This window comes from Nocardioides sp. TRM66260-LWL, from assembly GCF_020075545.1.
Lineage (GTDB): Bacteria > Actinomycetota > Actinomycetes > Propionibacteriales > Nocardioidaceae > Nocardioides.
This window is the reverse complement of sequence record NZ_JAIQZK010000005.1, coordinates 24,749-50,771: the sequence shown is the minus strand read 5'-3', so window position 1 is coordinate 50,771 and position 26,023 is coordinate 24,749. Positions and strand designations below refer to the sequence as shown.

The following is a 26,023-nucleotide window of genomic DNA, read 5'->3' as shown; positions in this document are numbered from 1 at the left end:
GGGTCGACGTCCTGGACGGCAGCGCCCGTCCTGACCGGCACGTGGTCGGTCAGGACGGGCGAAGTTGGTCGATGACAGGCGAAGTTTCGCCCGTCATCGATCGGTTTCCCCGGTCGACCGGGGAAACCGACGACCGTCAGGCCCCCACCACCAGCCCGTCGTCCCCCACGTCGACCCGCACGGCGGCGCCGTCGGAGACCTCGCCGGCGATCAGCAGCCGGGCGAGCGGGTCGCCGATGGCCGACTGAATCAGCCGGCGCAGCGGACGGGCGCCGTAGGCGGGGTCGTAGCCGGTGGTGGCCAGCCAGCGGCGGGCGTCGTCGGTGACCTCGATCGCGATCCGGCGCACCGCGAGCCGGCGCTCCAGCAGGGCCAGCTGCAGGTCGACGATGCGGGTCAGCTCGTCGGGGGTCAGCGCCTCGAAGACGACGATCTCGTCGAGCCGGTTGAGGAACTCGGGCTTGAACGAGCCGCGCACCGTCGCGAGCACCGACTCGCGGCGCCGCTCGGGGTCGATCAGCGGGTCGACGAGGAACTGCGAGCCGAGGTTCGAGGTGAGCACGACGATCGTGTTGCGGAAGTCGACCGTGCGGCCCTGGCCGTCGGTGAGCCGGCCGTCGTCGAGCACCTGCAGCAGGATGTCGAAGACCTCGGGGTGCGCCTTCTCCACCTCGTCCAGCAGCACGACCGAGTACGGCCGGCGCCGCACGGCCTCGGTGAGCTGGCCGCCCTCGTCGTAGCCGACGTAGCCCGGGGGCGCCCCGACCAGGCGGGCCACCGCGTGCTTCTCGGCGTACTCGCTCATGTCGATGCGCACCATGGCGCGCTCGTCGTCGAAGAGGAAGTCGGCCAGCGCCTTGGCCAGCTCGGTCTTGCCGGTGCCGGTGGGGCCGAGGAAGAGGAAGGAGCCGGTCGGACGATCGGGGTCGGCGATGCCGGCGCGCGAGCGGCGCACGGCGTCGCTGACCGCGCGGACGGCCTCGGCCTGCCCGATCAGCCGCCGGCCGAGCACCGACTCCATCTCGAGGAGCTTCTCGGCGTCGCCCTGCAGCATGCGTCCGGTGGGGATGCCGGTCCAGGCCTCGACCACCTCGGCGATCTGCTCGGCGCCGACCTCCTCGCCGACGAGCCGCTCGGCGGCCGGGACGGAGCCCGCGCCCGGTGCGCCGGCGGCGTCGACCGCCCGGATCTGCGACTCCAGCTCGGGGATGCGGCCGTAGAGCAGCTCGCTGGCCTTGCCGAGGTCGCCCTCGCGCTGCAGCCGGTCGGCCTCGATGCGCAGCTGGTCGAGCTGGCGGCGCAGCTCGCCCTCGCCCTCGAGCGAGGCCTTCTCCCGCTCCCAGCGGGCCTCGAGCCCGCGCAGCTCCTCCTGCTTGTCGGCGAGGTCGGCGCGCAGGTGCGCCAGCCGCTCGACCGAGGCGTCGTCGGTCTCCTTGGCCAGCGCGAACTCCTCCATCCGCAGCCGGTCGACCTGGCGGCGCAGCACGTCGATCTCCTCGGGCGAGGACTCGATCTCCATGCGCAGCCGCGAGGCCGCCTCGTCGACGAGGTCGATCGCCTTGTCGGGCAGCTGCCGGCCGGTGATGTACCGGTCGGAGAGGGTGGCGGCGGCCACCAGGGCGGCGTCGGTGATGCGGACGCCGTGGTGCGCCTCGTACTTCTCCTGGATGCCGCGCAGGATCTGGATGGTGTCCTCGACGCTGGGCTCCCCGACGAGCACCTGCTGGAAGCGGCGCTCCAGCGCGGGGTCCTTCTCGATCCGCTCGCGGTACTCGTCGAGCGTCGTCGCGCCGATCATGTGCAGCTCGCCGCGGGCGAGCATCGGCTTGAGCATGTTGCCCGCGTCCATGGCGGAGTCGCCGCCGGCACCCGCGCCGACGACCGTGTGCAGCTCGTCGATGAAGGTGATCACCTGGCCGCCGGCCTCGCGGATCTCCTCGAGCACCGCCTTGAGCCGCTCCTCGAACTCGCCGCGGTACTTCGCCCCGGCCACCATCGCGGCGAGGTCGAGGCTGAGCACGCGTCGGCCCTTGAGCGAGTCGGGCACGTCGCCGGCGACCACGCGCTGGGCGAGCCCCTCGACGACGGCGGTCTTGCCGACGCCGGGCTCGCCGATGAGCACCGGGTTGTTCTTGGTGCGCCGCGAGAGCACCTGGACGACGCGGCGGATCTCGGCGTCCCGGCCGATCACGGGGTCGAGGCGGCCCTCCTCGGCGGCGGTCGTCAGGTCGACGGAGTACTTCGCCAGCGCCTCGTAGGTCGACTCGGCGTCCTGGCTGGTGACCCGGCGGCTGCCGCGCAGGGCGCTGAGGCCCTCGCGCAGGCCGTCGGCGGTAAGGCCGGCGTCGGCGAGCACGGCGCGGGCCGCGGACTCGACGGTCGCGAGGCTGATCAGCAGGTGCTCGGTGGCGACGTAGTCGTCCTTCATCGACGCCGCGAGGTCGAGCGCACCGGCCAGCACGCGGGTCAGCGCGGGCGAGGCCGAGGGCGTCTGGACGCTGCTGCCGGTGGCGGTCGGGAGGGCGTCGCGGGCGGTGGACGCGGCCCGGACGAGGCCGGGCGCGTCCGCGCCGCTGCGGGTGACGAGGGACGCGGCCGTGCCCTCCGGCTGCAGCAGCAGGGCGACGAGCAGGTGGACGGGATCGACGACGGTGTTGCCGGCGGTGGTGGCGGCGACCTGGGCGGCCTCGACGGCCTCCCGGCTGCGGGTGGTGAACCGCTCGGCCCCGAACTGACTCATGGGCGGCACTCCTGTGACGGTGGTCCTGGCGACCGGCGAGCACCGGTCGTCTGCAGAACAGTCTGAGACTTGAGTCTGTTCCACTCAAGTCCTGTGAGTGGCGTCTTCGACCGTCCTGGTCAGGACGGTGCGTCGGCGTTCTCCGGCGGGGCGTCGTGGGCCGGGAACTCCGCGACGGCGGCCTCTTCGTCGACCAGGCAGGTGCGGCAGAAGTCGAGGCCGAAGGGCGTCAGGTGGATGCTGCGCCGTACGACCTTCGCGAACCGCACCGAGTGCAGTGCCGCGAGCACGTCGGGCTGCGCCTCGAGCACCTGGTAGTCCATCGGATCGCGCAGCGGCTCGGCCGAGAACCACACCAGCCCGAGGCGGAAGAGGTTGTTCAGGTAGGCCGGCACCCGGTCGACCGAGCGCAGGCCGGCGCGGGCGCCGATCATCGTCAGGCCCGGTGCGATGAGCTGGCTGCTGACCATGCCGAGCGGGCCGCCGGTGCGGACGTCGACGCTGGGCTGCGGGCCGCCGTTGAGCAGCAGCAGGAGGATGCGGCCCTCGTCGGGGGCGAGCTCGTCGAGGATGCGGTCGTAGGCCGGGTGCGACTCCTCCTCCATCCACACGTCGCGCGAGCGCTCGAGCAGCTCGGCGCCCCGCTCGCGCAGTCGCTCGGGGGTGGAGCGGCCGCGCTCGGTGACGTGCACCTGCGCGGCCAGCACCACCGACGGGCCGTCGTTGGCCTCGACGATCTCGCCGAGCGACTCCGCCGCCTGCACCAGCGCGCGTCCGACCGGCGTGCCGGACGACACCGAGCGGGAGAGCTCGCCGACGACCGCGGCCATCCGGGTCGCGTCGGCCGCCAGCGCCGCGGCCTCCTTGGAGTCGGTGAGCGCGCGGGCGAGACGTCGTCCGGTGCGCACGTAGGTCTTCACCGACCAGCCGGTGGTGTGCCACGCGGCCGAGGCCGCCACCCGCGCCAGGCCCGGGAGCGCCTCGACGGCCGGCGCGAGCGCCTCGGTGAGCGGCACCGGCGTCACATCGGTCTCGTCGGGTCCGTAGACCCGCGCGAGCGCCTCGTCGAGCGAGCGCTGGTAGGCGGGATCGCGGTCGGGACGCGGGCGGCCGCCGCGCACCGAGCGCAGCGCGCGCAGGGCGCGCTCGTCGCGCCCCGCGGAGCCGGGGGCGCCGGGACGAGGGGTGCGGTCGTCGTCGCTCACGCGCTCACCCGACCCCGAAGATCGCCAGGTGCAGGAAGCCGCCGGCCAGGCCCATGATCGCGCCGTGGGCGTAGAGCATCCACTCGTCCTCCTTGATCGCGGAGCGCATCATCTCGACGAAGTCCCGCGGCGGCAGCTCCTTGGTGCGCCGCGCGATCAGCACCCGGATCTTCTCCGACTGCCGCCGGCTGAACTCGGGGTCCTGGAACGGCGTGAGGGTGCGGCCGACGGCCTCGCGGGCCACGGAGTCGCGGATGCTGTCGAAGCGGCTCGGGCCCACGGCCAGCCGGACGGCGGGCAGCGCGGGACCGGCCGCCTTCTCGATCGCCGGACGCAGCGCGGTGGCGAGCATCTGCCGGGTGCGGTCGCCGCGGGGGCCCTCCATGAGGAAGTCGCCGATCCGCTCGAGGGTGATGACGTCCTCGGCGATGATCCGGGCGTACACCTCGGCGGCCTGGTCCTGACGCCGCAGGAAGAGCCCGTGCGCCTTGATGCCGAAGTACCGGCGCGGCTCGGTGGGCTCGAAGATCAGCCACATGCCCAGGGCGTTGGTGATCCAGCCGACGACCACGCCGAGGATCGGCAGCAGCCACCACTGGTGGGCGATCGAGTCGACGACCGCCACCGGGATGCCGAGCAGGAAGCCGAAGATGAAGCCGAAGGCGACCATGAGGTTCAGCTCGCGCTGACCGAAGTCCCGGAAGATCCGCACGACCAGGGACGGGTTCTTCTGGAAGTGGTCGATGACCATGATCTTCGGGTCGAGCAGCTGGTCGATGTGCACGCCGATCTCGGTGGTCACCTTGCCGACCACCGACGGCAGCTGCGCCTGCACGCGCTCGACGATCGCGTTGCGCAGCGGCCGCGGGAGGTCGCGCCAGAGCCGGGGGTGCTCCTGGCGCATCACCTGGTCGACGAGGTCGGGCAGCTCGGGACGGAAGACCGTGACGATGTGCTCGGCGATCTGGTCGGGCTCGAGCTGCTGGTAGAACTCCGCGGGCGTGCCGAGCTTCGCGATCGCCTTGTCGACGGCGATGCTGCCCATCTTGGCGGCCCGCGCCGGCACGATGCCCTGCCAGCCGATGCCGCCCTGGAGGATGCCGGGCACCTCCTGCAGCTTGCGCGGCAGCAGCCCGCTGAGCTCCTGCATGCCCGGCACGCGCACGCCGTGGAAGCGCACGGGGCTGAAGAGCATCCACAGCCCCGACCAATTGATCAGCCAGCCGATGACGCCGGTGAACAGGGGGATCGTCAGGAAGTTGACCCAGTGGACCTGCTCGTACCACGCGGTCACCGCGCTCATGAGCCCGTCCACGCCTCACCCCTGCCCTCGTGCGCGCGGACGACGGCCGCGCTGCCTGGCTGAGGGTAGAAGGCCCGGGGCGTCCGTGTCAGGACGTCCCACGCCGTCAGCGCTGACGACGCCACACGACGACCTGGCCGGGTGCCTCCGGGGCCCGCAGCACGGGCAGCCGCTCGACCCGGACGGTCGTGCGCGCGGCCTCCGCCGCGCGGGACGGACGCGTCTGGGCCAGCGCCTCGCGGGTCGCCGCGAGCTCGGCCTGGAGCTCCTCGTTGCGAGCCGCCAGCGCGGCGACCCGGTGCTCGAGCTCGAGGATGCGGCGCACGCCCTCGATGCCGATGCCCGACGCGGTCAGCTCGGCGATGCTGCGCAGCAGCTCGATGTCGCGCAGCGAGTAGCGGCGTCCGCCGCCGCCGGTGCGGCCGGGGGTGATGAGCCCGAGCCGCTCGTAGGTGCGCAGCGTCTGCGGGTGCAGCCCGGTGAGCTCGGCGGCGACGCTGATGACGTAGACCGCGGCGTCGGGCCCGGGCTCGAGGCGCTGCGGGCCGTCGGGGGGACGCAGGGCCACGGCTCAGCCCGCCGTCTCGAAGAGGTTGGCCCGCAGCGGGGTGGACGCGCCGGCCTGGGCGCTGCGCAGCGCCTCGAGCGCCGCGCGCACCTCGGCGTTGAGCACCGCGGGCACCTGCACCTCGACGGTGGCCAGGAGGTCGCCGCGGGTGCCGTCGGCCCGCTCGGCGCCCTTGCCGCGCACCCGGAAGGTGCGCCCGTTCGGGGTGCCGGCGGGGATCTTCAGCGTGACGGGGCTGCCGCCGAGGGTCGGGATGCGGATCTCGGCGCCGAGCGCGAGCTCGTCGAAGCCCACCGGCACGTCGAGGGTGAGGTGGTCGTCCTTGCGGCCGAACAGCCGGTGCGGGGAGACCTTGACGGTGACGAAGAGGTCGCCGGCGGGGCCGCCGTGCTCGCCCGAGCCGCCCTTGCCGCGCAGGCGGATGCGCTGGCCGTCCTTCACGCCCGCCGGGATGCGCGCCTGGATGGTGCGCGAGGACGCCGCACGACCCGAGCCGTGGCAGGTCGGGCAGGCCTCGTCGTAGACCAGCTGCCGCCCGCCGCACGACGGGCAGGTCTGGCTCATCGAGAAGGCGCCGCCGACGCCGTTGACGATCGTGCCCGCGCCGTCGCACTCGGGGCACACGTGCGGCTTGGTGCCGGGCTTGCCGCCGCTGCCGTCGCAGGTGCCGCAGGGGGCGTCGGCGGTGAGTCGCAGCGAGATGGTGACGCCGTCGAGGGCGTCGGTGAAGCCGATCGTGGCGGTGGTCTCGACGTCGGGGCCCTTGGTGGCCCGGGGCCGGGCCCGACCGCGGCCGAAGCCGCCGCCGAAGAGGTCGCCGAACATGTCGCCGATGCCGCCGGCCCCGCCCGCGCCACCGCCCTGCCGCAGCAGGTCGTCGAGGTCGAAGGTCTGGCCGCCGGCCCCGGGCCGGCCGCCGAACCCGCCGCCCCCGAAGCCGCCGGGGAAGCCCCCGGAGGCGTGCAGGCGACGCAGCTCGTCGTACTTTGCGCGCTTGTCGGGGTCGCCGACGACGTCGTAGGCCTCGGCGACGGCCTTGAAGCGGTCGTGCTTGGCGGTGTCGCCGGGGTTGGAGTCGGGGTGGTTCTCGCGGGCCAGCTTGCGGTAGGCCTTCTTGATCTGGTCGTTCGTGGCGTCCTTGGCGACGCCGAGCACGGCGTAGAAGTCCTTCTGCGCCCAGTCGGCGCGCATGCCGTCGGTGCTGCTCACGCGAACCTCCCTCCGTGGATCTGATCGTAGGCGGTCGAGACGGTGCCGGGCCCGGGATCGCGCACGGGACGCGACCCCGGGACCGGCGTCGGATGCTGCGGCGGACTCAGGCCGGCTCGACGACCAGCACCTGCGCCGCGCGGACCACGCGGTCGCCGATGCGGTAGCCGGCCTTGGCGATCACCTTGCAGGTGGTGACGGTGACCTCGGCGTCGCTGCCGATGTGGCTGAGCGCCTCGTGCAGCTCGGGGTCGAAGGCGTCCCCGGGCTCGCCGAAGCGGATCAGCCCGAGCCCGGCGACGGTGCGCTCGAGCTGCTCGGCCACCGCCTTGAAGCCGCCCTCGAGGGGCTCGTGCTCCTTGGCGCGGTCGATCGTGTCGAGCACCTCGATGATCGGCGTGAGCGCGGCGTAGGTCGCGTTCTCGCGGATCAGGTCGCGGTCGCGCTCGACGCGCCGCTTGTAGTTGAGGAACTCGGCCTGCAGCCGCTGGAGGTCGCCCGTGCGCTCGGCGAGCGCCGCCTCGGCCCGCGCCAGCGGGTCGTCGGCGGACTCCGGAGCGGATCCGTCGGGGGCTCCCTCGTGGGCACCGGCGGCCTCGAGGTCGACGTCCTCGCCCGGGGCGGGCGCGACGCCGTCGGCGCCCGCGGCGGCCTCGGGGGCGACGGCGTCCGCCGCCCCCGGGGTGCCCGCGTCCGGCTCGCGGCCGGCCTCGTCGTGCGTCACTTGGCGTCGCCGTCGGTCGGCTCGTCGACGACCTCGGCGTCGACGATGTCGTCGTCGGCCTCGCCCGTCGCGCCGGTGGCGCCGCCGGCCGCGGCCGACTCCGCCTCGGCGGCCGCGTAGAGCGCCGCGCCCATCTTCTGGCTCGACTCGTTCAGCTTGGTGACGCCGGCCTTGAGCTCCTCGGCGTCCGCCTCGGCGTTCTCGAGCGTGGCCTTGAGCGCGTCGACGTCGGCCTGCACCTCGGTCTTGACGTCCTCGGGCAGCTTCTCGGCGTTGTCGCCGAGGAACTTCTCGGTCGTGTAGACGAGCTGGTCGGCCTGGTTGCGCACCTCGACGGCCTCGCGACGCTTCGCGTCGGCCTCGGCGTACTCCTCGGCCTCGCGGACCATGCGGTCGATCTCGTCCTTGCCCAGCGACGAGCCGCCGGAGATCGTCATCGACTGCTCCTTGCCCGAGGCCTGGTCCTTCGCGGTGACGTGGACGATGCCGTTGGCGTCGATGTCGAAGGTGACCTCGATCTTCGGGATGCCGCGCGGCGCCGGCGGGAGGCCGGTGAGCTCGAAGTTGCCCAGGGGCTGGTTCTCGGCCCAGATCTGCCGCTCGCCCTGCGCGACCTTGATCTCCACCGACGGCTGGTTGTCGTCGGCGGTCGTGAAGATCTCGCTGCGCTTGGTGGGGATCGTGGTGTTGCGCTCGATCAGGGTGGTCATGATGCCGCCCTTGGTCTCGATGCCCAGGCTCAGCGGGGTGACGTCGAGCAGCAGGACGTCCTTGACCTCGCCCTTGAGCACGCCGGCCTGCAGCGCGGCGCCGTTGGCGACGACCTCGTCGGGGTTGACGCCCTTGTTGGGCTCCTTGCCGCCGAGCAGCTCCTTGACCAGCTCGGTGACGGCCGGCATGCGGGTCGAGCCGCCGACGAGCACGACGTGGTCGATGTCGCTGACCTTGACCCCGGCGTCCTTGAGCACCTGCTGGAACGGCGCCTTGGTGCGCTCGATCAGGTCGGCGGTGAGCTTCTGGAACTCGCTGCGGGTGAGGCGCTCCTCGAAGTGGAGCGGGCCCGACTCGCCGTGGGTGATGTAGGGCAGGTGGATGGTGGTCTCGGAGGACGACGACAGCTCGATCTTCGCCTTCTCCGCGGCCTCCTGGAGGCGCTGCTTGGCGATCTTGTCGGCGCCGAGGTCGACGCCGTTGCCGTCCTTGAACTTCTTGACCATCCACTCGACGACCCGGTTGTCCCAGTCGTCGCCGCCGAGGTGGTTGTCGCCGTTGGTGGCCTTCACCTCGACGACGCCCTCGCCGATCTCGAGGAGGGACACGTCGAAGGTGCCGCCGCCGAGGTCGTAGACGAGGATCAGCTCGTCCTCGCCCTTGTCGAGGCCGTAGGCGAGCGCGGCCGCGGTGGGCTCGTTGACGATGCGCTGCACGTTGAGGCCCGCGATCTCGCCGGCCTCCTTGGTGGCCTGGCGCTGGGCGTCGGAGAAGTAGGCCGGCACGGTGATGACGGCGTCGGTGACCGGCTCGCCGAGGTAGGCCTCGGCGTCGCGCTTGAGCTTCTGGAGCACGAACGCGGAGATCTGCTGCGGGGTGAACGACTTGTCGTCGATCTGCTGCTTCCAGTCGGTGCCCATGTGGCGCTTGACCGAGCGGATGGTGCGCTCGACGTTGGTGACGGCCTGGCGCTTGGCGACCTCGCCGACCAGGACCTCGCCGCTCTTGGCGAAGGCGACGACGGACGGCGTGGTGCGCGCGCCCTCCGCGTTCGCGATGACGGTGGGCTCGCCGCCCTCCAGGACCGACACGACGCTGTTCGTCGTGCCGAGGTCGATGCCGACCGCTCGTGCCATGGGTGGAACCTCCAACTGATCGGGGTGGTGCGGGATGTCTGCGTCGTGGGACTGCTCCGCCCAGGGTGGGCCGCCGTCCGCGTCCATTCAACTTCTTGAGCCGCTTGGACTCAAGTTCACTGAGGGGTCAACCGGCACTGAGGCTCGATCATTCCCGCGGGTGAGGGGCCTCCCGCGCCCGCGTGGCAGCGTCGAGGGCATGACCACGCCACACATCACGCTGAACAACCAGACGACGATCCCCCAGCTCGGGTTCGGGGTCTTCCAGGTGCCGCCGGAGCAGACGGCCGACACCGTCGCGACGGCGCTGCAGGTGGGCTACCGCCACATCGACACCGCCGAGATGTACGGCAACGAGCAGGAGGTCGGCATCGCGATCGCGCAGTCCGGCATCCCGCGCGACGAGCTGTACGTCACCAGCAAGCTCAACAACGGCTACCACCGTCCCGACGACGCGCGCCGCGCCTTCGACGACACCCTGGCCAAGCTCGGGCTCGACCAGATCGACCTGTTCCTCATCCACTGGCCGCTGCCGACCCTCTACGACGGCGACTACGTCAGCACCTGGCGCACCCTGACCGAGTTCGTCGCCGACGGCCGCGCCCGCTCGGTGGGCGTCTCGAACTTCCAGCCCGCGCACCTCGACCGCATCGTCGCCGAGACCGGCGTCGTGCCCGCGATCAACCAGATCGAGGTGCACCCCTTCTTCGCCAACGAGGAGGCCCGGGCCGGCTCGCACAAGCACGGCGTCGCGGTGGAGGCGTGGTCGCCGATCGCGCAGGGCAAGGTGCTCGATGACGCCACGATTGGCGAGATCGCGCAGGCCCACGGCCGCACGCCCTCGCAGGTGACCCTGCGCTGGCACGTCCAGCGCGGCGACATCGTCTTCCCGAAGACGATGAAGCGCGAGCGGATGGAGGAGAACTTCGCGATCTTCGACTTCGAGCTCGGCTCGGAGCAGATGGCCGCCATCGACGGCCTCGACCGGGGCGAGGAGGGCCGCACCGGCCCGAACCCCGACACGTTCGACTACGTGCCCGACTGATCCCCGCGTCGGTCATCGCGCGCCACGACGCCGGCTCCCGCACGGGGGCCGGCGTCGTGCTGCGCTCCGGGGTGTCGAGGCACGGTGGGTCGGGGAGGATCAGAGGGTGAGCGAGACGGTGTTGATGACCCGGGCGGCGAACAGGCTGGTCCCCGGTGCCGATCTGCGGACGCGGGCGAGCCTGAGCGCCACGCTGGTGGTGCGCCTGGTGCGATGGCGCCTCGGCGGGCTGTGGGTCGGCGGGCGGCTGACGCTCACCGACGAGGTGGTGCGGTTCGCGCCGAACGGCCTGAACCGGGCCTTCAACACCGGCGCGCTCGACCTGTGCCTCGCGCTCGCGCACGTCGACGAGGTCACCACCCGCTGGGGCGTCCTCACCGGCATCGTCGAGGTCCGTTCGGCGGAGTCGACGCTGACCTTCCGCTGCTTCGGGGCCGCGCGAGCCGCGAGGGCGGTCCGGGACGCCGTCGCGGAGCAGCGACGCTGACGCCGCGACCGCTGCCTGTGCGCGGGAGGTCGATCAGCCGACGGTGACGGTGACGCTGTTGGACGCCTTGCGGCTGTCGGTGTCGATGACGCGGAACCGGTTCGCGCCCAGCTGGCCCGTCTGCACGTAGGTGGAGAAGGCACCGTTGCTGACGACCATCGTCACGTCGAAGTCCTGCCAGGCGCCGGCGGCGAACCGCTGCACCTGCAGCACCGCGCCCTCGCCGTCGGCATAGGTGCCGGTGAGGTCGATGCGCTCCATCGGCCCGGCCGCGGTGGTGCCGGCGGTCAGGTTGATCCCCTCCTTCGTCGAGGGCGACGCCGAGGGCTTGCGGGTCGGGCGCGCCGAGGCGGTGGGGGCCGAGGACGACGGGTCGGGCGCGAGCGTGATCAGCGGTCCGGCCGAGCCGGAGGTGCGCTCGGGCGAGGGCAGGTACATCGAGGCGTCCGCGCCGGCGTCGCCGGTGGAGCGCTCGCTGTCGACGCCGGCGGCCCGCAGGCCCACGATCGCGACCGCGCCGACGACCAGGCCCAGGGCCAGGGCCACGCCGACGAGCGCGACGAGGCCGACGACCACCGGGTTGCCGGGACGTCGGGGCCGGTCGGGCGTGCCGCCCTGCTGCTCGCTCACGCGGCCATTCTCAACCGAGGGCGGACGCCGCCCAAACCGCCCCTCCGCCCAGGCGGGTCGCGAGACGGGTCCGCCCGGGCTCGGCGTCGGCCCGGGAGTCGGCTCGGCGTCGGCTCAGAGGCCGCGCTTCCAGGCGATCTCCTCGACCAGGCGGCGGCTGCGCCAGCCGTCGGCCGTGCGGACGAGCGTGTGGTGGTACCAGCCGCCGAGCTCGACGACCTTGGTGCCGCCCGCCCCGTCGTCCATCGTCATCGGGTTGTGGAAGTAGGCGGTGCAGGTGGCCTCGTCGCCGTCGATCCGCACGTCGAGCTGGCCGAGCGTGTGCATGCGCGTCGGGAAGAAGGCCGGGAGCATCTCGGCCAGCCACGGCTTGATCGCCGGGAACGCGTCGTGGATGCCGCCGGAGGCCACGTAGTCGATGTCGGCGTCGGGGGTGAAGACGGTGTCGAGCCGGTCCCAGTCGCCGGTGTCGATGGCGCGGGTGTAGCGGGTGAGGACGTCGGCGATCTCGAGGCGGTCGCTGATCTCGGTGAGCTCCACGATGTGAACTGTGGCACGAAAGTGGAACACGTTCTATATTCGCCGGGCATCCAGCAGAGAGGCCGACATGCGATTCAGCTACGCCGAGGCGATGACCCGCGCCGAGTACTACGCGCCGCTGGCGCAGGCCGCCGAGGCCGCCGGCTACACCTCCATGACCGTCGCCGACAGCCTGATCTACCCCGAGGTGTCGGACTCGAAGTACCCCTACACCGACACCGGCGACCGGGAGTTCCTGCAGGGCAAGGAGTTCATCGAGACGATGGTGATGTGCGCGCACCTGTTCGCGCACACCACCACGCTGCGGCTGACGCCGTTCGTGCTCAAGCTCCCCGTGCGCCCGCCGGTGCTGGTGGCCAAGCAGGCCTCGTCGCTGGCGTTCCTCTCCGGCGACCGGCTCGGGCTCGGCGTCGGCATCTCGCCGTGGCCCGAGGACTTCGCCAACCTGGGCGTCCCGTGGGAGCGCCGCGGCAAGCGGATGGACGAGTGCATGCAGATCCTGCGCGGGCTCACCTCGGGGGAGTTCTTCGGCTTCTCCGGCGAGTTCTACGAGATCGACCGGCTCCAGCAGTGCCCGGCGCCGTCGAAGCCGATCCCGCTGCTGGTCGGCGGCCACGCGGACGCCGCGCTGCGTCGCGCGGTGCGCCACGGCGACGGCTGGATGCACGCCGGCGGCGACGGCGAGGAGCTCGACCGGCTGCTCACCCGGCTCGCCGAGATCCGCAAGGAGGAGGGCGACACCCGCGACGACTTCGAGGTGCACGTCATCAGCTACGACGCCTACACCCTCGACGGCGTCAAGCGGCTGGAGGACAAGGGCGTCACCGACTGCATCGTCGGGTTCCGGGTGCCCTACATCAAGGGCCCCGACACCGAGCCGCTGGAGACCAAGGTCAAGCACCTCGAGCAGTACGCCGAGTCGATCATCGCCAAGGCCGGCTCGTGACGGCCCTCGACGGGATCCCGGCCCCCTCCACGGCGCCGGTCGACGGCGCCGACGGCTCCTGGGACCTCACCGCCCCCCTGCGCGAGGCGATCGCCGAGGCCGAGCGGCTGATCGCCGGCGCCCCCTTCGTCCGCACCGAGGCCGACCTGCTCGAGGGCTACGACTACCTCGCCGGACGCATCCGGATGGCCATGCAGACCGCGTTCGACTACGACCTCGAGCGGCCGCTGTTCGTCAACCCCACCCACCAGTTCTCCCGCCAGGGCCTGGACAACCCCGACGCCATCTACTTCAACGCCTACCTCAAGGAGGGCGTCGAGTACGTCATCCGCGGGCGCCGCGGCACCTCCGCCGACCTGTCGTTCCAGGTGATGGGCGGCGCCTACACCGCGACGTCGGCCGCCACCTCGATGCTCGCCTTCGACGACCGCGAGCTCGAGCGGGACGCCGAGGGCCGCTTCGAGCTCCGCTACACCGCCGAGCCGGGCGCCAAGACGCTGATCGTCCGCGAGGTCTTCAACGACTGGGACGCCGAGGAGCGCGGCACCCTCACCATCGAGCGCGTCGACACGCTCGGTCAGCCCGCGCGTCCGCTCACCCGCGCGCTGCTGGCCAAGAAGTACGAGGTCGCGGCGCGCAGCCTCACCTCGAGCATCCAGACGTGGTTCGCCTTCCCCCAGTTCTTCCAGTACAAGGAGCCGGTCAACACGCTCACGACGCCGGCGTCCACCCCGGGCGGGCTGGCGTCGCAGCGCTCCTCGATCGGCCACTACGCGCTGGCCGAGGACGAGGCGATGATCGTGACCGTGCCGCGGTGCGACGACGCCGCCTACCAGGCGATCCAGATCGGCTCGGACTGGTACGCCTCCACCGACTACGAGACCCACCAGACCTCGCTCACCAAGGCGCAGGCGCAGACCGACCCCGACGGCCTGATGCGCTTCGTCGTCAGCGAGCACCCGCCGCTGGACGGCGCCCCGATCGCGAACTGGCTGGAGACCACCGGCCACCGCACCGGCTCGATGATGCTGCGCTGGCAGCGGCTCGAGCGCGACCTCGGGCCGGACGACGGGCCGCAGGTGGCCGTCGTCCCGCTCGCGGAGGTGGCCCGCCACCTGCCGCACACCGCCCCCCTCACCCCCGCGCAGTACGCCGAGCGGATCGCCGCCCGGCAGCGCGCCGTCGCCCGGAGGATGATCTCGTGAGCACCGTCGCCGCCGCCTTCCGCGAGTCCGATGCCGCCGTGGAGGCGCGCTACCGGCCGCTGCCCCTGCTGGAGGGCAAGGTGGTCGTCCTCTCGGGCGTCGGCCCCGGCCTGGGCCGGGCGCTGGGCGAGGAGGCCGCCAAGATGGGCGCCGACCTCGTGCTGGTCAGCCGCACCGAGTCGCGGCTGGAGCGGATGGCCGAGGTCGTCCGCGCGCACGGACGCCGCGCGCTGGTCGTCCCGACCGACATCACCGACGAGGACGCCCGGGCCCGCCTGGTCGAGCGCAGCCTCGAGGAGTTCGGCCGGGTCGACTGCCTGCTCAACAACGCCTTCGGCATCCCGCCGATGGACCCCGTCAGCGGGCTGTCGGTGGAGTCGCTGCGCGCGGCCAACGAGACCAACGTGTTCGCGCCGCTGCGCCTCTCGGCGCTCTTCGCCGACGCCCTCGCGGCCACCCACGGCTCGATCGTCATGCTCAACTCCTGCGTCGTGCACTCCTCGCAGCCGGAGTACAGCGGCTACAAGCTCTCGAAGGGCGCGCTGCTGCACCTGGCGTCGTCGCTGGCCACCGACCTGGGGCCGCGCGGCATCCGGGTCAACAGCGTCGCGCCGTCCTACATCTACGAGGACGTCAACCAGGGCTACTTCGACTGGCTGGCGTCGGTCGACGGCGTCACCCACGACGAGATCTACGAGCGGAAGGCCGCGCCCACCGACCTCAAGCGCCTGGCCTCGCCGGCCGAGGTCGCCCGCGCGACGTTGTTCCTGGCCACCGACCTCGCCTCGGCGATCACCGGCCAGCTGATCAACGTCGACTGCGGCGAGTTCCACAACGAGTCCTGAGGGGGAGCGCCATGACCGACAACGTGATGACCCGCGAGCGGGCCGACCTCGGCACCTACGAGGACATCGCCGCCGCCGCGATGCGCACCACGGGGCTCTCCGACTTCGGCGGCACCGCGCACGAGGAGGGCCTGCGGGTGCTCGTCGAGGACCTCGCGTCCCCGGAGGCCGGCCTGACCCCGCGGGGCAACTACTTCCAGCGCTCGGAGGTGAAGTCGGCGCTGGTCGGACGGCTGCTCACCGAGGCGGCGTTCACCGCGCGTCCCGAGCACGCGGACGTGCCGATCGTCCGGCCGATCTTCGTCATGGGCCTGCCGCGCACCGGCACCACCGCGCTCCACCGGCTGCTGTACGCCGACCCCGGCGCGCAGGGCCTGGAGATGTGGCTGACCCAGTTCCCGCAGCCGCGGCCGCCGCGCGAGCAGTGGGACGCCGACCCGGTGTTCTCGATGATGCAGGCCGGCTTCGCCGCGCACCACGCCGAGAACCCCGAGTACACCGGCATCCACTACATGGACGCCACCTCGGTGGAGGAGTGCTGGCGACTGCTGCGCCAGACCGGCAAGTCGAACTCCTACGAGTCGCTGGCCAACCTGCCGCGCTACAGCCGGTGGCTGCAGGGCCAGGACTGGACCGACGCCTACGCGCGGCACCGGCGCAACCTGCAGCTCATCGGCCTCAACGACCCCGAGAAGCGGTGGGTGCTGAAGAACCCCTCGCACATGACCGCCCTCGACGCGCTCATGGCCGTCTACCCGGACGCGTTGATCGTCTACACCCACCGCGACCCCGTGGTCTGCCTCGCGTCGTCGTGCTCGCTGTCGGCCGAGACCACCGTCGGCCACTCCGACACCTACGTCGGCGGCGTCATCGGGCACACCCAGCTCGACCTGTGGGCCCGCTCGTTCCACGCCTTCCACGACGCCCGCGAGCGCTACGACGAGGCCCAGTTCGTCGACGTCTCCTTCGACGAGTTCCGGGCCGACCAGGTCGGCACCGTCCAGCGGATCTACGAGCGGTTCGGCCTGACCTGGACGCCCGAGGTCGAGCTCGCCGTCCGCGACGCCGACGAGGAGCTGCGCAGCGGCGCCCACGCGCCGTCGCACCGCTACGACCTCAAGGACTACGGCCTGTCCGCCGAGCGGGTGCGGGGCGCGTTCGTCCGCTGACGGCGGCCGGTGGTCGAGCCGGTCGAGACCTACCGGGCGCGCACGCGGATCCGGGCGCCGCGCCGCGGCACGCTGGTGATGTTGCGGACGCGCGGCTCGTCCTCGCCGAGCGCCTCGACGTCGAAGCGGGTCAGCACCTCGCGGAGCACGACCGCGCCCTCCATCTGCGCGAAGCCCGCGCCGATGCAGCGGCGCACGCCGCCGCCGAACGGGATCCAGGTGTTCGTGGGCGGGTTGCGGCCGAGGAACCGCGCGGGGTCGAACCGCTCGGGGTCGGCGTGGTTCGACTCCTTGCTGTGCGCGATCAGGATCGACGGGCCGACGGTGGCGCCCGCGGGCAGGTCCCAGCCGCCGAGCCGGGCGGGCTTCAGCAGCGTCCGGACGACCATCGGGATCACGGGGTGCAGCCGCATCGACTCCTTGAGCACCGCCTCGAGGTGGGCGAGCCCGTCGACGGCCGCGTCGTCGTCCTCGCCGGCGGCGGCGTCGGCCGCGGCGATCGCCTCGGCCAGCAGGTCGGGGTGCCTGCCGAGCTCGTGCAGCGCCCACGCCAGCGACGTCGCGGTGGTCTCGTGTCCGGCCAGCAGCAGCGTGACGAGCTGGTCGCGCAGCTCGGTGTCGTCCAGCCGCCCGTCCCCGGCGTCGCCGCCGTCCTCGCCGTCGCCGACGAGGATCAGCCGCGAGAGGACGTCGGAGCGCGTGGCGAGGTCGGGCGCCTCCCGGCGCTCGCGGATCTCGGCGTAGATCAGCCAGTCGAGCTCGACCTGGTTCTCGATCGTCGCCTTCCAGGGGCCGAAGCGCTGCAGGGTCGGGATGCCCCAGCCGAGCAGCACCATCGGCGAGATGTCGACGGTGGCGTTGACCCGCGGCCGCAGCGCCGCGAGCCGCTGCTCGTCGGTGACGCCGAAGACGACGCGGAGGATGACCTCGAGGGTCAGCCGGTTCATCCGGTCCAGCGAGCGCAGCTCCTCGCCGTCGCGCCAGGTGGCGACCTCCTCGGCGGCCACCCGGGCCACGAGGTCGGCGTAGCCGCGCAGGGCCTGGCCGTTGAAGGCCGGCATCAGCAGCCGCCGCGCCCGCTTGTGCTGGGCGGAGTCCTGGAGCAGCAGCGAGTGCTCGCCCATGATCGGCCCGAGGATGCCGTTGGCCTTGCCGGCGTGGAACACCTCGGGGTCGCCGGCGAAGATCTCGCGGGCGTCCTCGGGTCGCGTCAGCATCACCAGCGGCCGGCCGCCGGGCAGCAGCCGGATCGTGAACGCGTCGCCGTGGGTGCGCTGGAGCCAGGCGTGGAAGCGGTGGCGGTAGCGGAGCAGCGCGATGGTCTGGATCGCCGCGGGCCAGCGGGGCCCCGGCGGCAGGCCCTCGGACGACACCCGGCCGAGGCCGTCGCCGCGGCCCGGGTTCATCCGGGCGAACCGCTGGGCGGTCAGGACGGCGGTGTCGGCGCCGGCGCCGGCCGGCCGGGCGTGCTGCGACGCGGTCATGCGTCCGACCGTAGCCCGATCGGCGGGCGCCGTCGCGGGTCGTCCGCGCGGACCCGAAACCCGCGCGTCACAGGATCGGTCTAGGGTCGGCGCGTGCCCTTCCTGCTGCGTGTCGAGCTGCCCGACGTCCCGGGATCCCTGGGCCGTCTCGCGTCGGCGATCGGCGTGGCCGGCGGCGACATCGAGGCCATCGAGATCGTCGAGAAGCGGCCCGACGGCACCGCGCTCGACGACGTCCTGCTCGAGGTGCCCGGCGGCACCATGCCCGACTCGATCGTCTCGGCGTGCCACACGCTCGAGGGCGTCCGGGTGGTGTGGATCAGTCGCTACCACGCCGGCGGCAACCTCTTCCTCGACCTGGAGGCCGTCGAAGAGCTCACCGCCAACCCCGACGAGGCGCTGGAGCGGCTCGTCGAGCTGGTGCCGGTGGTGTTCCGCGCCGACTGGGCCGCGCGCGTCCACCGCGCGGAGGGCATCCTGCACGCCACGCCCGCCGCCCCCGAGGAGCTGCCCTTCGTCGAGGTGCTCGACCGCGCCGAGCGGCTGGAGCTCGACGACGAGGAGACGATCCTCGCCGGCGCCCGCCTCTCGGGCAACGAGGTGCTGGTCGTCGCCCGCCGCGGCGGACCCGAGTTCCTCGACTCCGAGCTCGCCCGCATCGGGCACCTCGCCGGGCTGGCGAACACCATCGCCCGACCGTGAGCCGACAGCTTCGGCGGCTGACCGCCGAAGCTCCAGCGGCTGGCCGCCGAACCTGTCGGTGGGCGTTCGAACCTATGAACGCCCACCGACAGGTTCGGTCGCGTCCAACCCTGGTCCGGTTCGGCGCGGGCGCCGAGCCTCGGCGGTGACGCGCCAGTTTCATCGGTCAACCGACGAAACTGACGCCTGGCCGATGAAGCTTCAGCGTCCCAGTGCCAGTTTCATCGGTCAGCCGATGAAACTGCGCGGCCGCCCGCCCCGCGCTCAGACCCGTTCGAGCAGGAACACCGGGATCTCGCGGTCGGTCTTCTCCTGGTACTCCGCGTACGGCGAGTAGACCGCGACGGCGCGCTCCCACCACTCGGCCCGCTCGGCGCCCTCGGCGATCCGGGCGCGGTATGTGTGCTTCGACGGGCCGTCCTGCAGGTCGACCTCCGGGTGCGCGACGAAGTTGGCGTACCAGGCGGGGTGCTCGGGGGCGCCGCCCTTGGACGCGACGGCGGCGTAGACGCCGTCCTTCTCGACGCGCATCACCGGGTTCTTGCGCAGCTTGCCGCTCTTCGCGCCGCGCGAGGTGATCACGACGATCGGCCACTCCGGGTGGTCGGGCAGGGTGTTGGCCTCGGCGCCGTCGGTGGCCTCGTAGGTCTCCACCTGGTCGCGCACCCACTTCTCGGGGCTGGGCTCGTACTCGCCGGTCAGGGTCATGACGCCAGCCAACCACCCCGCCCGCGCGCCCGTCCGCACCTGCCCGGGTGACGGCTCGGGCCGGGGCGCCGACGGCTAGCCTCACCCACCATGAGCGCGATCGACGGCGTGTCCGACACCTTCGACCCCGAGGCGTGGGACGTCGTCCCGGGCTTCGAGCACCTCACCGACCTCACCTACCACCGGGCCCGCGCGCACGGCACGGTGCGCGTCGCCTTCGACCGGCCGGACGTGCTCAACGCCTTCCGTCCGCACACCGTCGACGAGCTGCTGGCCGTCCTCGAGCACGCGCGCACCAGCGGCGACGTCGGCTGCGTGCTGCTCACCGGCAACGGCCCGTCGCCGAGGAACGGCAAGCACTCGTTCTGCACCGGCGGCGACCAGCGCATCCGCGGGAAGGCGGGCTACCAGTACGAGACCGACGGCCACACCGAGGAGGCCGCGCCGCCGAACCCGATCGACAAGGCGCGTCTGGCCCGGCTGCACATCCTGGAGGTGCAGCGGCTGATCCGGTTCATGCCCAAGATCGTCATCTGCGTGGTGCCCGGCTGGGCGGCCGGCGGCGGCCACAGCCTGCACGTCGTCAGCGACCTGACGCTGGCGAGCGCCGAGCACGCGCGGTTCAAGCAGACCGACGCCGACGTGGGGTCGTTCGACGGCGGCTACGGCTCGGCCTACCTGGCCCGTCAGGTCGGCCAGAAGCTCGCCCGGGAGATCTTCTTCCTCGCCCAGGAGTACTCCGCCGAGGACGGCGTCCGCATGGGCACCGTCAACCGCGCCGTGCCGCACGCCGAGCTCGAGGCCACGGCGCTGGAGTGGGGCCGGCTGATCAACGGCAAGAGCCCCACGGCGCAGCGGATGCTCAAGTACTCCTTCAACCTCATCGACGACGGGCTGGTCGGCCAGCAGCTCTTCGCCGGCGAGACCACGCGGCTGGCCTACATGACCGACGAGGCGCAGGAGGGACGCGACCAGTTCCTGGAGAAGCGCGACCCCGACTGGTCGCCCTACCCCTGGTACTACTGATCTAACGCGTTTGGCCAGGTCAGCGACTTGTTGGTTCGCTACTGTGCACAGACTGTGCACGCGGCTTAGCGAGTGCGGTGCGCATGAGGTTGCCGGCCGCTCCTCGGGTGCGATCCTCCGCGGTCGGCCACAGGTGCGAGTAGGTGTTGAGGGTCGTGGTTGCGCTGGCGTGGCCGAGCGCTCGCTGGACAGTGACGACGTCGCAACCTTCGGCGATGAGACCTGAGGCGAAGAAGTGGCGGAGGTCGTGCAGACGCACGTGGGTCAGGCCGGCTGCTTGGCGGGTGGCTCGCCAGCGCCAGGTGACGGCGTTGTCGTACATCGGCTCAGTGCCGACGGTGAACAGCCATCTATTCGAGTCGCCTTTCGGCGTGAAGGCTGCCACATGCTCGGAGAGCAGGGTCACCAAGTCGTCTGGAAGGTAGACGACTCGCTCCGAGCCGTACTTCGGGGCCCTGATCGCGTACGAGCTTCCGTCGCGCTGGAGTTGTCTTCGCACGGTGAGTTGGCGTCGGAGGAAGTCGATGTCGCCGACCTGGACGCCGGCGGCCTCTCCGAGGCGGAGGCCGGCAAAGGCGCACAACGCGACATACGCGCGGAAACCCTTCCGGGTCGACGCGCGCTTGCTGTCGGCGGCGTCGAGGAGTCGGCCCACCTCCTCAGGCGTTGGGATGCGCATGGCGGCCTCGGCCTTACGCCGCCGGGGGAGCGTGATTCCCGCGGAGGGGTCGGACGCGATCAGCTTGTCAGCGACCGCCGCCCGGAACACTGACCGGATGATGACGTGTCGCGTCTTGATCGTCGTTGGTGCGAGCGTCGTGCTCATCGCCTTCACCCACGACTCTACGTGTGAGCGCCTGATCGACCGCAGCGGCAGATCTGCGAACGGCACTGATCCTGCCACATGGTCCGCGTTCTCCCGGGTCGACGGCACCCAGATCTGACGCTGTGACCAGTCGGCATAGAACCGGCTGAAGGTGATCTTGCCGGCTTGGGGATCCACGTAGTTGCCGGTGATGACTGCGGCCGTGGTCTCGTCCAACCATCGCTGCGCATCCATCTTCCGCTTGAAGAGCCGCCGATGCTGCTTGCCGTGCTCGTCGCGATAGTGCGCCTGCCAACGTTCGCCGGTGCGCTCCTCACCTGCTTGCGTCGTCCAGCGGATGGTGCGCTTGCTAATGCTCGCCATGATCGGACCTCCTGTCGCGTAGGACGTACCGAATGCCGGCTGCCTTGCGATGCTGGTTCATCATCATGCTTGCCAGGGCATTTCGGCGAGCGGCACCTCTAACCGCGACCTGGGCGTCGTCTCGGATGTCGGCGGCTCGATGATGCGTCCGAGCGCGGAAGAACCTCACGTCGGGATTAGCAACTCCAGCCCCATCGGATCGGACAAGTAACCGAGGAGTCATTTTCCTGGAGCGTCCTGGTCGTCCTGCTCGGCGACGGGGGAGTGGCGTCCGCTCACGTAATTGACCCAGATTCGCCCGACGTCTTTGGCCCGCTCGGAATTTGTTCGCCACAGCACGGCGCGACCGCGACCGCCGGGTTTGCGCTCGCCAGGAGGCGTGTCGGCGATGACCAGGCCGGCCTCTTCAAGGATCGCCAGGTGCTTGCGGGCCGCTGTCTCTTTGGTGCCAGTCGCTTCAGCGATCTCGTGTACGCCCATCGGTCGCTCCGAGAGCTGGCGGAGGATCTCGGTCCGGACGCTGTGCCCGATCGCATCGATGATGATCTTCACCTCCGTCGGCATCTCGGGCGGAGCGGGCAGCGACGGCATGGACCGCATTGTGCCCGACACGCCCATCACTAAAGGATCGCGTAACGCGTGGGTTTTATGTGACGATGACAGTACAGCAAGCGGCGGGCCGCACCGAGCAGTCCACGGCGCGCTGCAGATCGGAACAGGTGGCCGAATACCTGATTCGGCCACCTGCCCAAGGCCCGTCCGCCCGCCTGGGCGGGCGTCTCGGAAGGACACAGCGTGGCGACGATCCAGCGACGTACTCATCGGGGAGCCGCGCGGCTGCTCGACGAGGACGCTGTTGCTATCGCCACCGAGCCGGTTGCATCCCTCCGCGGTCAGGTGGAACGCAGTAACACCGGCGACTCCGCCGCGCTCGCTTCTGTCCCCACGCCGCGCCAGTGCCGTTCCCGTCCGACGTCGACATCGCCGCCGGAAGCTGCCGCGTTCACGTCGGACCCTTGGGTCGTTCCCGCCAGCCTGACGCATGGCGGGAGCGACGCAAGAGAGGGACTTAGAGGAATTTCCCGATCGGATGTCCGATCCGGCGGAGTGACGGTTGCCATCACGTTTGAGAGGGGATCTAGCCGAAGGAGAGGAGCCGACATGCACCTACGCGCAACGTCAACGGTCACGCGTCGGTCTTGGCCCACGGCACATTCACGAGATCGGCTTTACGCTTCGGGTAAGGCAGCACTCGCTCACTCGGGAGGTTTGGTGCTGATGCGCCGCTTTCATACGCACGCCGGCTCGGCCCTCGCGGCCGCCATCCTCATGCTCACGGCGTCCGCCTGCGGTGGTGGAGACCCGAAGGGCGACCCGAGCCCGACCTCCACGGTCAGCAGCTCGCCAACCAGCTCGTCGCCTACCCCGACCTGGGACGCGAAGTTCAGCCCCGCCCAGCTCCAGCGCTATCAGGAGGCTCGGGCCCGGTGGATGGAGTACTGGGCCTTCTACACCGAGGCGGCGCGGAAGGGCGTCGATACGCCGTCTGTCATGGCCGGGTTCGAGAAGTACTCGATGGCACCGCTTAGTGAGCACTCACAGTTCCTCGATACATACGTCAACGGAGGAGCTCGAATGGAGGTAGCTCCCAAGGTTCTGTGGACTAGCGCCTCCAAGATCGGACCCACGTCCGTTGTCTTCAACTACTGCCTGGACTACACCGACGCGCGCATCACGACTAACGGTCAGGTGAACGAGATCACGGACCCGAGCCGGCGTCTCGTCAAGGTTCAGATGCGTAAGACGACGAAGGGCTGGATGAAGGAGCGCTACGTCGACCAAGGAGTAGAGCCATGCGCGCCGACAGCACCTTGAGAGGTTCGATAAGCGCGGGCCTGGCTGGCGTCGTTGTCACCGTTGTCGCGGCCGCCGCCATCCTCTCCGGCGGAGGAGTGAGCGGGCCTGCCTGGGCGGACGGGCCCGGAGACTGTCCGCCAGGAACAGGGTGGAACGGCGATCTCGGTGCTTGCATCGCGATCACCATTCCTGGGCAGTCCCCCGGATCAAGTCCTAGTCCTGGTGGCGGCGGAAGCGCGCCGGCCGAATGCCATGCACAAGACGGATCGGTCGTGCCCTGCTCCAAGAACGGCTTGTCCTGGTGGGCCAATCCACATTGGTGCTACGCCGAACCCCAGAATCCCCAGCCCGCAGCTGACGACCCTGTCTGGGCGGCCAACAACATCACGCCGGCAGACGGCCAGTTCTGGACCTGCAGCACGTGCGCGGCAGGAAGCAACGCCTGTACCGGTCAGGTGTGGTGGGTCGCGAACGGCACTCAGCCGGTCGACCCCGTCGCCGTGGCCACGACGCTGAGGGCGTCGCTGCCCTACGAGTTGGGGAACGCGAAGATCGCTCCGGCGCCGACATATCACACGTACATCTCGTACAAGAACTGGTTGTGGGTGCCATCCGGGCAGTGGCATGCGGTCACTGCGAGCCAGTCACAGAACGGCGCCACGGTCACCTTGACGGCGACGCCGTCGTACACGCAGTGGGACATGGGCAACGGTGACACGGTCTCGTGTGTCGGGCCCGGGCGTGAGTGGGTGACCGGGATGCCTGAGGACGCGCCGACGAACTGCTCCTACGCCTACGACGAGATGAAGAACCCAGAGGGCGACACCTGGACCGTGTCGGTGCGGATCAACTACACGCTGGCGTGGACCTGCACCGGCAACTGCGGCGGCCTGACCGGCGGTGACCTCCCGGCCGTGCTCGCCGCGGCAGGCAATACGACTTCGATCACGGTGTATCAGCGACAGACGGTGGTGACGCATTGACCAGCTTGGATTCTCGGACCTCGCGCCGAGCTACGGACCGACGCACGTCCCCGCTGACGGGCGGGCTGCCTGGTGCAGCCTCGTTGTCGAAGGCTGTGTCGAAGGCGCCGCGCAAGTACGGCCAGATGCTGGTGAGTGTGCTCGTGGTTCTTGCAGCGGTGATCGCTGGCGGATGGCTGTACACGAACAAGGGCGGTGTCACCGAGGTCCTCGTGGTCGCGCAGCCGATCCCCGCAGGGCACCCGATCACCGAGGCCGATGTCCGCACCTCGCATGACCCACTGCTGGTCTCGCGGAATGTGTCGGGCATCGACGGTGCGATTCCAGTCTCGGACGTCGACTCGGTCTTCGGGAAGCGCACGACGGTCGCGTTGCTGCCGGGGCAGGTGCTCACCAACGACGCATTGACGACGAGTCTGCTTCCGCAGCAGGGCCAGCAGTTGATCGCGGTGAGCCTGCCAGCGGGCCGGGTGCCAGCGACCCTGGAGGCGGGGTCGGTGGTCGACGCGATCGCCGTGCCGCAGCAGGGTCAGGCCGGGGATTCGAACGCGTTGGACACCCCGAAGGATCTCGCCGCAGGCGCGACGGTGTACTCGGTGAAGCAGGCTCAGGACGGTTCGGTGGTCGTGACATTGTTGATCGATGACGGCGACGCGAAGACGGTCGCCGCGTACGGCGCGGTGGGGCAGTTGACCCTGTTGCAGGCTCCGATCACCGATGGCGATGCGTCGCTTGCTCCGCAGCCGACCACCTCACCATCGGCCGAGGCCTCGACCGGGGGGCAGGGCTGATGTTGATCGCGGTGTGCTGCGACCGTGGCGCTCCCGGGTCGACGACGACGGCGCTGGCGCTGGGCGTCTCGACGCCGGAGCCGGCGGTGGTCGTCGAGGTCGACCCCTACGGGGGTGATCTGGCGCTGCGGTGTGCTGCGCCGGGCGGCCGGGGCGAGGCCTTCCCGCCCACCCCGACCGTGCTGACGTTGGCGAGTGAGGCTCGCACGATGCACAGCCCGGGGCTGGTGGCCAGCAAGGCGCACGAGTTCACCGAGTCCACGCGGATCGTGCCGGGGCACTTCTCGGCCGAGCAGGCAGCCGGGGTGAAGACCTGGGCGCCGCTGGCCCAGGCCCTACGGGACTCTGCCTCGCGGGTAGTGGCTGACTTGGGCCGGATCCACTCCTCGTCCCCGACGATCCCGGTCGCGGCCGCCGCCGACGTGGTGGTGATGGTCACCCGCCCCGAGGTCGGGGCGGTGATGCACCTCAAGGACCGCCTCGAACGGTTGGCGCCCGTGCTGGCCAACATCCGCAACGCGCCTCCCGTGATCGTGCCGGTCGTCGTGACGCCGAAGCGCATCGCCGGCGGGGTTGTCGACGAGGTCGGCCAGATGCTCGCGCCCAGCAACGCTGCGGGTGTGATCGCGGGCATCGGGTGGATTGCGTTGGACCCGGACGGTGTGGAGCTGATGTACGCAGCGAAGGTCGGCGGCAAGGACGCCAGGACTCCTGTGCTGCGTTCGGCGGCGGTTCTCAACGACCAGCTGAACCAGGCGGTCGGGGTCCGGGCGTATCCGGCGCCGGATGGGGGAGTGGCGTGATGGAGTTGGGCGGCACG

25 protein-coding genes are annotated in these 26,023 nt (G+C 71.2%); 12 read left to right on the top strand and 13 right to left on the bottom strand.

Features of this window, described 5'->3' with window-relative positions:
• Positions 1-136: 136 nt before the first annotated feature.
• The 7 genes from clpB to dnaK all read right to left on the bottom strand — a co-directional run bounded on the left by clpB (position 137) and on the right by dnaK (position 9,596).
• Positions 137-2,740, bottom strand: coding sequence for an ATP-dependent chaperone ClpB (gene clpB, locus K8Z61_RS12890; protein ID WP_224130158.1), 2,604 nt, complete (start codon positions 2,738-2,740; stop codon positions 137-139).
• Positions 2,741-2,859: 119 nt separating this feature from the next.
• Entirely contained in the window at positions 2,860-3,945 is a 1,086-nt protein-coding gene (locus tag K8Z61_RS12885) for an Abi-alpha family protein (protein ID WP_224130156.1), read from the bottom strand.
• A 4-nt stretch (positions 3,946-3,949) separates the two neighbouring features.
• Positions 3,950-5,248 carry a hypothetical protein gene (locus tag K8Z61_RS12880; RefSeq protein ID WP_224130154.1) on the bottom strand — a complete coding sequence of 433 codons (1,299 nt, stop codon included), beginning with the start codon at positions 5,246-5,248 and terminating at the stop codon, positions 3,950-3,952.
• A 106-nt stretch (positions 5,249-5,354) separates the two neighbouring features.
• Complete coding sequence (locus K8Z61_RS12875) at positions 5,355-5,816, bottom strand: heat shock protein transcriptional repressor HspR (protein ID WP_224130152.1); 462 nt, start codon at positions 5,814-5,816, stop codon at positions 5,355-5,357.
• 3 nt (positions 5,817-5,819) lie between these two features.
• Positions 5,820-7,007 carry a molecular chaperone DnaJ gene (gene dnaJ, locus K8Z61_RS12870; RefSeq protein ID WP_263431059.1) on the bottom strand — a complete coding sequence of 396 codons (1,188 nt, stop codon included), beginning with the start codon at positions 7,005-7,007 and terminating at the stop codon, positions 5,820-5,822.
• 124 nt (positions 7,008-7,131) lie between these two features.
• Positions 7,132-7,749, bottom strand: a complete 618-nt coding sequence (gene grpE / locus K8Z61_RS12865; RefSeq protein WP_224130148.1) for a nucleotide exchange factor GrpE — start codon at positions 7,747-7,749, stop codon at positions 7,132-7,134.
• Positions 7,746-9,596 carry a molecular chaperone DnaK gene (dnaK, locus tag K8Z61_RS12860; RefSeq protein ID WP_224130146.1) on the bottom strand — a complete coding sequence of 617 codons (1,851 nt, stop codon included), beginning with the start codon at positions 9,594-9,596 and terminating at the stop codon, positions 7,746-7,748. Before dnaK ends, grpE begins: the two co-directional genes overlap by 4 nt.
• A gap of 199 nt (positions 9,597-9,795) precedes the next feature.
• Between dnaK and K8Z61_RS12855 the strand changes: the two genes are divergently transcribed.
• Both K8Z61_RS12855 and K8Z61_RS12850 read left to right on the top strand, forming a co-directional pair.
• Positions 9,796-10,641 (top strand): aldo/keto reductase, encoded by an 846-nt coding sequence (locus K8Z61_RS12855; RefSeq protein WP_224130145.1) that lies wholly within the window; start codon positions 9,796-9,798, stop codon positions 10,639-10,641.
• A 106-nt stretch (positions 10,642-10,747) separates the two neighbouring features.
• Positions 10,748-11,128, top strand: coding sequence for a hypothetical protein (locus K8Z61_RS12850; RefSeq protein ID WP_224130143.1), 381 nt, complete (start codon positions 10,748-10,750; stop codon positions 11,126-11,128).
• Positions 11,129-11,161: 33 nt separating this feature from the next.
• Here K8Z61_RS12850 and K8Z61_RS12845 read toward each other — a convergent pair whose 3' ends face one another.
• Together K8Z61_RS12845 and K8Z61_RS12840 are read right to left on the bottom strand one after the other, a co-directional pair.
• The gene (locus K8Z61_RS12845) at positions 11,162-11,758 is read right to left on the bottom strand and encodes a hypothetical protein (protein WP_224130141.1); all 597 of its coding nucleotides are present in this window, start codon (positions 11,756-11,758) and stop codon (positions 11,162-11,164) included.
• A 114-nt stretch (positions 11,759-11,872) separates the two neighbouring features.
• Complete coding sequence (locus K8Z61_RS12840; protein ID WP_224130139.1) at positions 11,873-12,298, bottom strand: nuclear transport factor 2 family protein; 426 nt, start codon at positions 12,296-12,298, stop codon at positions 11,873-11,875.
• Between the two features lie 67 nt (positions 12,299-12,365).
• Between K8Z61_RS12840 and K8Z61_RS12835 the strand changes: the two genes are divergently transcribed.
• Genes K8Z61_RS12835 through K8Z61_RS12820 form a run of 4 tightly spaced genes read left to right on the top strand, consistent with a single transcriptional unit; the run spans position 12,366 to position 16,463 of the window.
• Complete coding sequence (locus K8Z61_RS12835; protein WP_224130137.1) at positions 12,366-13,244, top strand: TIGR03619 family F420-dependent LLM class oxidoreductase; 879 nt, start codon at positions 12,366-12,368, stop codon at positions 13,242-13,244.
• Positions 13,241-14,449 (top strand): hypothetical protein, encoded by a 1,209-nt coding sequence (locus K8Z61_RS12830; RefSeq protein WP_224130135.1) that lies wholly within the window; start codon positions 13,241-13,243, stop codon positions 14,447-14,449. The genes K8Z61_RS12835 and K8Z61_RS12830 overlap by 4 nt, the downstream gene beginning before the upstream one ends.
• Complete coding sequence (locus tag K8Z61_RS12825; protein ID WP_224130133.1) at positions 14,446-15,294, top strand: SDR family oxidoreductase; 849 nt, start codon at positions 14,446-14,448, stop codon at positions 15,292-15,294. The genes K8Z61_RS12830 and K8Z61_RS12825 overlap by 4 nt, the downstream gene beginning before the upstream one ends.
• A gap of 11 nt (positions 15,295-15,305) precedes the next feature.
• A complete protein-coding gene (locus tag K8Z61_RS12820) occupies positions 15,306-16,463 on the top strand; it encodes a sulfotransferase (protein WP_224130131.1) in 1,158 nt (385 codons plus the stop codon).
• Between the two features lie 29 nt (positions 16,464-16,492).
• Here K8Z61_RS12820 and K8Z61_RS12815 read toward each other — a convergent pair whose 3' ends face one another.
• A complete protein-coding gene (locus K8Z61_RS12815; RefSeq protein ID WP_224130129.1) occupies positions 16,493-17,947 on the bottom strand; it encodes a cytochrome P450 in 1,455 nt (484 codons plus the stop codon).
• A 93-nt stretch (positions 17,948-18,040) separates the two neighbouring features.
• Between K8Z61_RS12815 and K8Z61_RS12810 the strand changes: the two genes are divergently transcribed.
• Entirely contained in the window at positions 18,041-18,649 is a 609-nt protein-coding gene (locus K8Z61_RS12810; protein ID WP_224130128.1) for an amino acid-binding protein, read from the top strand.
• 264 nt (positions 18,650-18,913) lie between these two features.
• On the opposite strand, the gene K8Z61_RS12805 is transcribed toward K8Z61_RS12810, so the two are convergent.
• Positions 18,914-19,357: a nitroreductase family deazaflavin-dependent oxidoreductase gene (locus K8Z61_RS12805; RefSeq protein ID WP_224130126.1), complete on the bottom strand. Its 444-nt coding sequence runs from the start codon at positions 19,355-19,357 to the stop codon at positions 18,914-18,916.
• Between the two features lie 90 nt (positions 19,358-19,447).
• On the opposite strand from K8Z61_RS12805, the gene K8Z61_RS12800 reads away from it, so the two are divergent.
• On the top strand, positions 19,448-20,383 hold the full coding sequence (locus tag K8Z61_RS12800) for a 1,4-dihydroxy-2-naphthoyl-CoA synthase (RefSeq protein ID WP_224130124.1): 936 nt from the start codon (positions 19,448-19,450) through the stop codon (positions 20,381-20,383).
• A gap of 19 nt (positions 20,384-20,402) precedes the next feature.
• On the opposite strand, the gene K8Z61_RS12795 is transcribed toward K8Z61_RS12800, so the two are convergent.
• Positions 20,403-21,572, bottom strand: coding sequence for a site-specific integrase (locus tag K8Z61_RS12795; RefSeq protein ID WP_224130122.1), 1,170 nt, complete (start codon positions 21,570-21,572; stop codon positions 20,403-20,405).
• Between the two features lie 219 nt (positions 21,573-21,791).
• The gene (locus K8Z61_RS12790; protein ID WP_224130120.1) at positions 21,792-22,163 is read right to left on the bottom strand and encodes a transcriptional regulator; all 372 of its coding nucleotides are present in this window, start codon (positions 22,161-22,163) and stop codon (positions 21,792-21,794) included.
• 681 nt (positions 22,164-22,844) lie between these two features.
• On the opposite strand from K8Z61_RS12790, the gene K8Z61_RS12785 reads away from it, so the two are divergent.
• From K8Z61_RS12785 to K8Z61_RS12770, 4 genes are all read left to right on the top strand, one after another.
• The gene (locus tag K8Z61_RS12785) at positions 22,845-23,447 is read left to right on the top strand and encodes a hypothetical protein (protein WP_224130118.1); all 603 of its coding nucleotides are present in this window, start codon (positions 22,845-22,847) and stop codon (positions 23,445-23,447) included.
• Entirely contained in the window at positions 23,426-24,412 is a 987-nt protein-coding gene (locus K8Z61_RS12780; protein WP_224130116.1) for a hypothetical protein, read from the top strand. Before K8Z61_RS12785 ends, K8Z61_RS12780 begins: the two co-directional genes overlap by 22 nt.
• A 95-nt stretch (positions 24,413-24,507) precedes the next feature.
• Positions 24,508-25,203 carry an SAF domain-containing protein gene (locus tag K8Z61_RS12775; RefSeq protein WP_224130115.1) on the top strand — a complete coding sequence of 232 codons (696 nt, stop codon included), beginning with the start codon at positions 24,508-24,510 and terminating at the stop codon, positions 25,201-25,203.
• Entirely contained in the window at positions 25,203-26,006 is an 804-nt protein-coding gene (locus K8Z61_RS12770) for a hypothetical protein (RefSeq protein WP_224130113.1), read from the top strand. The genes K8Z61_RS12775 and K8Z61_RS12770 overlap by 1 nt, the downstream gene beginning before the upstream one ends.
• Positions 26,007-26,023 lie beyond the last annotated feature (17 nt).

Bases quoted from the DNA above. Each gene is read 5' to 3' on its own strand.
- clpB (WP_224130158.1), bottom strand. From the start codon at position 2,740: ATGAGTCAGTTCGGGGCCGAGCGGTTCACCACCCGCAGCCGGGAGGCC.
- K8Z61_RS12880 (WP_224130154.1), bottom strand. From the start codon at position 5,248: ATGAGCGCGGTGACCGCGTGGTACGAGCAGGTCCACTGGGTCAACTTC.
- dnaJ (WP_263431059.1), bottom strand. From the start codon at position 7,007: ATGCGCGCCGACTGGGCGCAGAAGGACTTCTACGCCGTGCTCGGCGTC.
- dnaK (WP_224130146.1), bottom strand. From the start codon at position 9,596: ATGGCACGAGCGGTCGGCATCGACCTCGGCACGACGAACAGCGTCGTG.
- K8Z61_RS12855 (WP_224130145.1), top strand. From the start codon at position 9,796: ATGACCACGCCACACATCACGCTGAACAACCAGACGACGATCCCCCAG.
- K8Z61_RS12835 (WP_224130137.1), top strand. From the start codon at position 12,366: ATGCGATTCAGCTACGCCGAGGCGATGACCCGCGCCGAGTACTACGCG.
- K8Z61_RS12820 (WP_224130131.1), top strand. From the start codon at position 15,306: ATGACCGACAACGTGATGACCCGCGAGCGGGCCGACCTCGGCACCTAC.
- K8Z61_RS12815 (WP_224130129.1), bottom strand. From the start codon at position 17,947: ATGACCGCGTCGCAGCACGCCCGGCCGGCCGGCGCCGGCGCCGACACC.
- K8Z61_RS12805 (WP_224130126.1), bottom strand. From the start codon at position 19,357: ATGACCCTGACCGGCGAGTACGAGCCCAGCCCCGAGAAGTGGGTGCGC.
- K8Z61_RS12800 (WP_224130124.1), top strand. From the start codon at position 19,448: ATGAGCGCGATCGACGGCGTGTCCGACACCTTCGACCCCGAGGCGTGG.
- K8Z61_RS12795 (WP_224130122.1), bottom strand. From the start codon at position 21,572: ATGGCGAGCATTAGCAAGCGCACCATCCGCTGGACGACGCAAGCAGGT.
- K8Z61_RS12790 (WP_224130120.1), bottom strand. From the start codon at position 22,163: ATGCCGTCGCTGCCCGCTCCGCCCGAGATGCCGACGGAGGTGAAGATC.
- K8Z61_RS12780 (WP_224130116.1), top strand. From the start codon at position 23,426: ATGCGCGCCGACAGCACCTTGAGAGGTTCGATAAGCGCGGGCCTGGCT.
- K8Z61_RS12770 (WP_224130113.1), top strand. From the start codon at position 25,203: ATGTTGATCGCGGTGTGCTGCGACCGTGGCGCTCCCGGGTCGACGACG.